Raw genomic sequence first — 5,778 nt, forward strand, 5'->3', positions numbered from 1 at the left:
GAAGTCGCGAAGTTTACCCTCGTTGATAGCAATGATCTTGGTAAAGTTTCCCGTCGGGGCGTGCTCGCCCTCAAACTCACTAAAGAACTTGGCAAGAACATCATCATTCTTTGTCCCTTCAAAATCCTGACTGCCATCGTAAAGAGTTTGGAACGATCCGCCACCCATTGTAAATGAAGTGCCGTTGTCATTTTGGGAGGTCACGGTCGCGCCGTCTGCTTTAGCCTGAGCCTCGACGCGTTGGATGTAGGCGGTTTTCCCGTCGCCGGCGTTCCCGCTCAGGATGACCAGCTTCGTCTCTGGGTTAAAGATGGCGGGTGTCAGCTTTTCGTCGAGCTTGGTTTCGACATAGGTTTTGGGGTCGTAGCCGCGAGTGCCGCCAGTGCTGGTATCGCTTTGACTGTAGAATCTGAGGAACTCGTCGAGATGGGGATTATGATTTTTCATGTGCGTCCGCCCTACTCTCGCTTGGAACTGCCCAAGAGCCGCCGTTTGTCCGCGACGTACTTCTCTGCCGCGTCACGCACAACCCAGGCTAAGGACACTTTTTTCTGTTTCGCGATCTCTTCGAGTGTTTTGTAGAGACCGGGCGGAAAGCTGATCGTCGCACGGACCGACAAAGCCTCACTTTGGGCCCTCATGCTCCTTGTCGCTCCCTTTCTTTCCTTCATTTCTTCAGATGCCTCTTACAAGGTTCACCGAATTTCACCACACTGGTGAGGTGAAGGCAAGGCTGCAGAAGGGCTCCAGCAGTTCTGTTTCGGCTGTCAGCATATCTCCAATTCGCTTTCCAGGGGGGATGCATTCGGTGTAGTTCCACACTAGCATCGGACCAGGTTTGCATTCCCCCCATTTCCCTCATATCAGGATAACGGACTTTTTTCGGCGGCCCACTCGCAGCGAGTCAAGGGCGCGCGTTGTTGGCGCGTTTATCGCAGACCCTTTACCACGAGGATGGCCGCACACGCTGGTAGGCGAGGGAAAGTGGGATGCCGGTGAAACTTCTGCTCGCGGCCGGGGCGCAAAGTGCGCGGGCGGGTGAGCCGCTCCAAACAGAGCCGCCGCAGTATAATGCAACGTCACGTGGAAGCCATCGGCGTCCCGTTTGCCGTGGCGGTGACGGCGGATGAGGTGTAGAACAGAGGCGGCTCTTACTCCTCCGGGAAGTGGGTCAACAGGAGGGACCGTTCAGAACATGCGATTGATTCATTCTTCCGATCTCCAGATCGGCAAAGTGTTTATCTATTTCGAACCTGAAGTTGCGGCGCTGCTTCAAGATGCGCGGCAGGCAGCCGTTCGCACTCTCGGAGATCTCGCCATCAAACACGGGGCCTCGACTGTGCTGTTGGCCGGCGACATTTACGAGAAGCAGCAACTCTCCCCACAGACTCTCGCGAAGCCTATCGAGGGGATGCGGCAGTTCCCCAGGATCGCCTGGCACCTGATGCCTGGCAACCATGACCACGTGCGCGAGAACGGCCTCTGGGATCGTCTTGCGCGCGCTAGTTTCCCGGAGAACGTGCAGCTACATACTAAGCCGGGCGCTGTGAAGATTATGGATGACAACGGAACGCCCGTCTTCCTTCTACCGGCGCCACTTCCCCATATCGCAAATGTAGACGACCTCACGAGCTACATGGACAAAGAGGCCACGTCTGAGGGAGCCATACGAATCGGGATGGCGCACGGCTCGATCCAGGGTTTCGGTTCAGATGGCGAAGCCTCAAACTTCGTCGATCCCGCTCGGGCTGAGACTGCGGGGCTCGCCTACCTCGCCATGGGCGACTGGCACCGACAACTAAAAATCAGTGATCGCGTGTGGTATGCAGGCACACCAGAGCCGGATATGTTCAAGCGTCCGCCAGGTTCCAGCGGAACGCTCTGCAATGGCGGCTCCGCCCTCCTGGTCGATATCGCCGGCGCTCGCGCTGTACCCACGGTTCTACCCGTCGAGGTCGGCCGGTATCGCTGGCACCAGGTCGTGAAGACGTTCACGGAAGACTCTCAGATCGATCTACTGGAAGCGGAACTTCGGGCACTCGAACTAGACTTAAGCAGAGTCGTACTCGACCTCCAGCTTACCGGCACGCTGTCACTGGCGGGCCGCAAGAAACTTGAGGAGAGGATTATCCACGGCATCGGGGCCGCAGTGTGCGGCATGCGGTCGCAAGATGCCGGGCTGGTCCTTGAACCGACGGAAGCAGACATGGACGATATCGACCGAGCGGGTTTCGTCCGCGTAGCGGCGGACCGGCTCAAGGCGATGGCCGACGACAGCTCCAATCCAGCGCGCGCGCGCCTTGCCTCACTGGCCCTGCGCCGCTTGTACATCGAACATCTGCGACAGGCAGCAGCCTCATGAAAATACGATCGGTCCAAGTCACGAATTTTCGGAAGTTCGTCGGCACCGTTCGCGTCGATGGAATCACCGACGGAGTCAACCTTCTCGTCGGTCAGAACGAACTCGGCAAATCGACGCTGCTTGAGGCCATCAATGGTGTGATTTTCGAGAAGGCGAAATCGCAGACCGAGCTTGTAAGAAGCTTCCGACACTTCGTTAACGGCACAGTACCGGAGGTTGAACTAGCGTTCAATCTCGACGGTACGAGTTGGACCATCCGAAAGCGCTTCGCCGGCCAAGCTGGAAAAGCTGTGCTGACCAGTTCAGACCGCCGTCGCTTCGAAGACGAGGCGGCGGAGACAGAGCTTCAGCGCCTGCTTGAATTTGCAAGCCGCCGAGGCGGCGGCGAACCCGGCATCTGGGGAACTCTCTGGGTGCGGCAGGGAAGGTCATTTGGCGATGCCAAGCTTGACGACGCCGGTCGCCGCACTTTGCAGGGCTGTATAGAAGCACAAGTGGGCGTTGTCACAGGTGGAGAAAGGGGCCGGAAGATTCCAATCGCGATTGAGCAAGCGCTTGGAGAAATGATCAGCACGAGGGGTCCACGCGGAAAGTTCAAAGACGCCAAAGATCGGCTCGCAGAGACGGAGGTACGCGTTAACCAGCTCGGGGAAAAACGGCGGGAGATTTTTGACTACATGGACATACTCGCGCGCCTGAAGCGCGAGCGCAAAGACCTTCAGGTCGATTGGAACGAGGAAACCCATCGGCGCGAGCTTGATGAGGCACGCACCCGCCGCACTGCGGCGGCCACCAAAGCCGCTGAGATTGAGGCGGCCAGGAATGCGGCAAAGCTCGCCGAGGAGCGGGCTGCACGCGAACGGACGGCAGTGACGAACCGCGCCGAACTGGCGCGAGAAGTCGCCCTAATCGAGGCCGAGATCAAGGGACTCAGGGACGAGATTGGCCGGGCCGAGATCTACAGGAATGAGACCAACCTTCTGGTCGAAACTTGCGAAAAACGTCTCGCCGATCTCCGCGACCAGGCGCGCCTTGCCGGTGAACAGAGTCGGCGGCTTGAGCGGATCCGTAGTGTCTCTTCTCTGCGTACCGAGATCGAGCAGCATGAGGCAACGCTGGCAAAGGCGGCAGACTTACAGGCAGCCGCCGACCGACTCTCCGAATTGATAGGGCAGATCACCGCGACAGACGAGGCCGTGTTGCGGATCGAGGCGGCCGATACAGAACTTTCCGGCGCGAAAGCAGCACTGAGTGCGGTCGCGACCACAGTATCGCTCGCGATTGAGACGGTCGCATTAGGACGCGTCCGTCTCGATGGTGCGCCCCTGGATACACCTGCCATCTCTCTCGCGATAGTAGCTAAGACCACGATTGGCGTCGAAGGGGTTGGAGAAATCGTCGTTGAACCACAGATCGATGACCGCGACGCGATCCTTGAGCGTCTTCGCCTCGCCGAAAATACACTCATGGCGGCGCTTGAGACTGCCCGCGCCGAGAACCTGACTGCCGCCCGCCACGCGTTGGCGGAGCGCCGTGAATTGGAGCGGCAGCTCGCAGAGGTTCGCCGTGGGATTGCGGGGCTTGCACCGCGAGATCCATCGACCAAGTTGGCAGCAGGCCTCGACGCGCGCCAAACCCGTGTAAGCGAACTACGGGGTCGGCTTAAAACGGAACTCGACGGCCTGACCCTTTCTGCACTGCCAACGGCTGCGGAGATCGCGAAAGAAATCGCCGAGACTCATGATCGCGCCGAGCAACTGGCTATTGACATTCAGGCGGCCGAGGCGGCGTTAGACGGACCAAAGGGCGTGCTCGTCGAAGCAAGCACAACATTGCAGGAGCACGAGCACCGCCTCGCTGGGCGGCAGGGCACTCTTGAGTCGAAGCAAGCCGCCCTTGCCGCGGGGCGCGCTCAATCCAGCGACGAAGAACTCTCGGCCCATGCTACGGCACTTACGCTGCGTGCCAACGAGCAACAGACAGCTCTCACAACGCTCGAAAACAGCCAGGGCGAAACGGTTGAAGCGATCGACATCCGAATCAAGCGGCTAGAGACTGCCGGACGAAATCACCAGGATGCTCTCGCGACGCTCAACAATGAGATCACGCGGCTCACGACGTTGATCGAGGCCAGCGAGGGTGCCGGCGTAGAGGAAGCACTTGAGATTGCGAAAGCAGAGCAAGCCCGGCTGGAGGCGGCGGTGAAGGGATACGAGGAGGAGGCTGCAGTTCTTCAACTACTCCAGCAGGCCCTGCGTGAAGCCGAACGCGAGGCCAAAGCCCTCTATCTGGCTCCAGTCGTGAGCCGCGTTCAACCGTATTTGAGGATGTTGCTACCCGGCACGAATCTAGTACTTGACGAAAACCTTAGCATCAGCGCGATCGAGCGGAATGGGGCGGCAGAGGAGTTCGGCCGTCTGAGCGAGGGCACGCAAGAACAGCTCGCCGTGCTTACCCGCCTTGCCTTCGCGGAACTCCTGCTCAAACAAGGCCGCCCTGCGACCGTCATCCTTGATGACGCCCTGGCTTTCAGCGACGATCAGCGCATCGAGCGGATGTTCGACATTTTGATGCGCGCGGGAGAGAGCGTACAGATCATCGTGCTAACGTGTCGGAAGCGTTTATTTGCAAGGCTGGGCGCGACAACCCTAGAGATCCAGGAGCGCAAGGTAGAGTGACTGTTGTGTCGAACAGTAGGGGTTTGAGTGTTTCTATCTTCGCATCCTAACTCTTGCTCTGGCGCCGAAGGTTCTCCACCGCAGCTTTGATTGCTTCTGCATTGGAAGACTTTTCTGCCCACTCTCGCCAGAAGTTTTTCGTCAGGCTCAAAGGAGTAGCGATGGGCTTATCCAACTTGATTCGCGAAGGAAGCAGAACGGCATCCCCTAGAACAATCGCTTCACCGATGTCCAGAAGAGGGAGTACATCGGCGATCCCAGCCATGCTATCGGGCATTACTGATTTGACCGCAGATTGATCCTGTTCGTTTGTTAGCCTTAGCGCGATGAAATTATTGCATTGGCTCAAAATGGTTTTGCTGACATCGGAGGGCCGCTGGCTGACAACAAGGAGCGAGAACCCATACCAGAATTTTTGAATGGGAGCGCCCGCCCCTCTTGATCCTTTTTCTCTCGCCTAAGATCTTCAAAACCGATTCTCCCTCAAACTTGAGTTCCGCGCTGGCGATGCCACGAACATTCTTGATGTTGAGCTCAGCAATCCTCATATCCCGCTCAATACTCACGCCACATTCATACCCTGAATGTACGATCAAACCTAGGTAATGGCCAGGACTTAGTCGCTCGAAAGAACTGTCCATGCCCTGCCCTCGGTCCAGAATACAAGTTCTTCGAGCAACTTGTTGTGTTTCTGGCGCGGCTTTCCATTTCAGCAAAAGTGTGCATTCCGTTGAAACC

General features: G+C 57.9%; 6 protein-coding genes. 2 read left to right on the top strand and 4 right to left on the bottom strand.

The window, feature by feature from the left end; genetic code table 11:
* Both VMU57_RS07340 and VMU57_RS07345 read right to left on the bottom strand, forming a co-directional pair.
* Positions 1–447 (bottom strand): hypothetical protein (locus VMU57_RS07340; RefSeq protein WP_325381982.1); only part of this gene is annotated, 447 nt, incomplete at its 3' end.
* Positions 448–458: 11 nt separating this feature from the next.
* The gene (locus VMU57_RS07345; RefSeq protein WP_325381983.1) at positions 459–641 is read right to left on the bottom strand and encodes a ribbon-helix-helix protein, CopG family; all 183 of its coding nucleotides are present in this window, start codon (positions 639–641) and stop codon (positions 459–461) included.
* Between the two features lie 554 nt (positions 642–1,195).
* Here VMU57_RS07345 and VMU57_RS07350 point away from each other — a divergent pair.
* Positions 1,196–2,362 carry a metallophosphoesterase family protein gene (locus VMU57_RS07350; protein WP_325381984.1) on the top strand — a complete coding sequence of 389 codons (1,167 nt, stop codon included), beginning with the start codon at positions 1,196–1,198 and terminating at the stop codon, positions 2,360–2,362.
* On the top strand, positions 2,359–5,040 hold the full coding sequence (locus VMU57_RS07355) for an AAA family ATPase (protein WP_325381985.1): 2,682 nt from the start codon (positions 2,359–2,361) through the stop codon (positions 5,038–5,040). Before VMU57_RS07350 ends, VMU57_RS07355 begins: the two co-directional genes overlap by 4 nt.
* A gap of 46 nt (positions 5,041–5,086) precedes the next feature.
* On the opposite strand, the gene VMU57_RS07360 is transcribed toward VMU57_RS07355, so the two are convergent.
* Complete coding sequence (locus VMU57_RS07360; protein WP_325381986.1) at positions 5,087–5,389, bottom strand: hypothetical protein; 303 nt, start codon at positions 5,387–5,389, stop codon at positions 5,087–5,089.
* Positions 5,373–5,778, bottom strand: a 406-nt coding sequence (locus VMU57_RS07365) for a hypothetical protein (RefSeq protein WP_325381987.1), incomplete at its 5' end; no start/stop codon positions are given. The genes VMU57_RS07360 and VMU57_RS07365, both read right to left, overlap by 17 nt.

The organism is Edaphobacter sp. (assembly GCF_035532915.1).
In the GTDB taxonomy this organism is placed as follows: domain Bacteria; phylum Acidobacteriota; class Terriglobia; order Terriglobales; family Acidobacteriaceae; genus Edaphobacter.

What these genes read in the sequence shown, in the direction of transcription:
- VMU57_RS07345 (WP_325381983.1), bottom strand. Translation starts at nt 641, where the DNA reads ATGAGGGCCCAAAGTGAGGCTTTGTCGGTCCGTGCGACGATCAGCTTT.
- VMU57_RS07350 (WP_325381984.1), top strand. Translation starts at nt 1,196, where the DNA reads ATGCGATTGATTCATTCTTCCGATCTCCAGATCGGCAAAGTGTTTATC.
- VMU57_RS07355 (WP_325381985.1), top strand. Translation starts at nt 2,359, where the DNA reads ATGAAAATACGATCGGTCCAAGTCACGAATTTTCGGAAGTTCGTCGGC.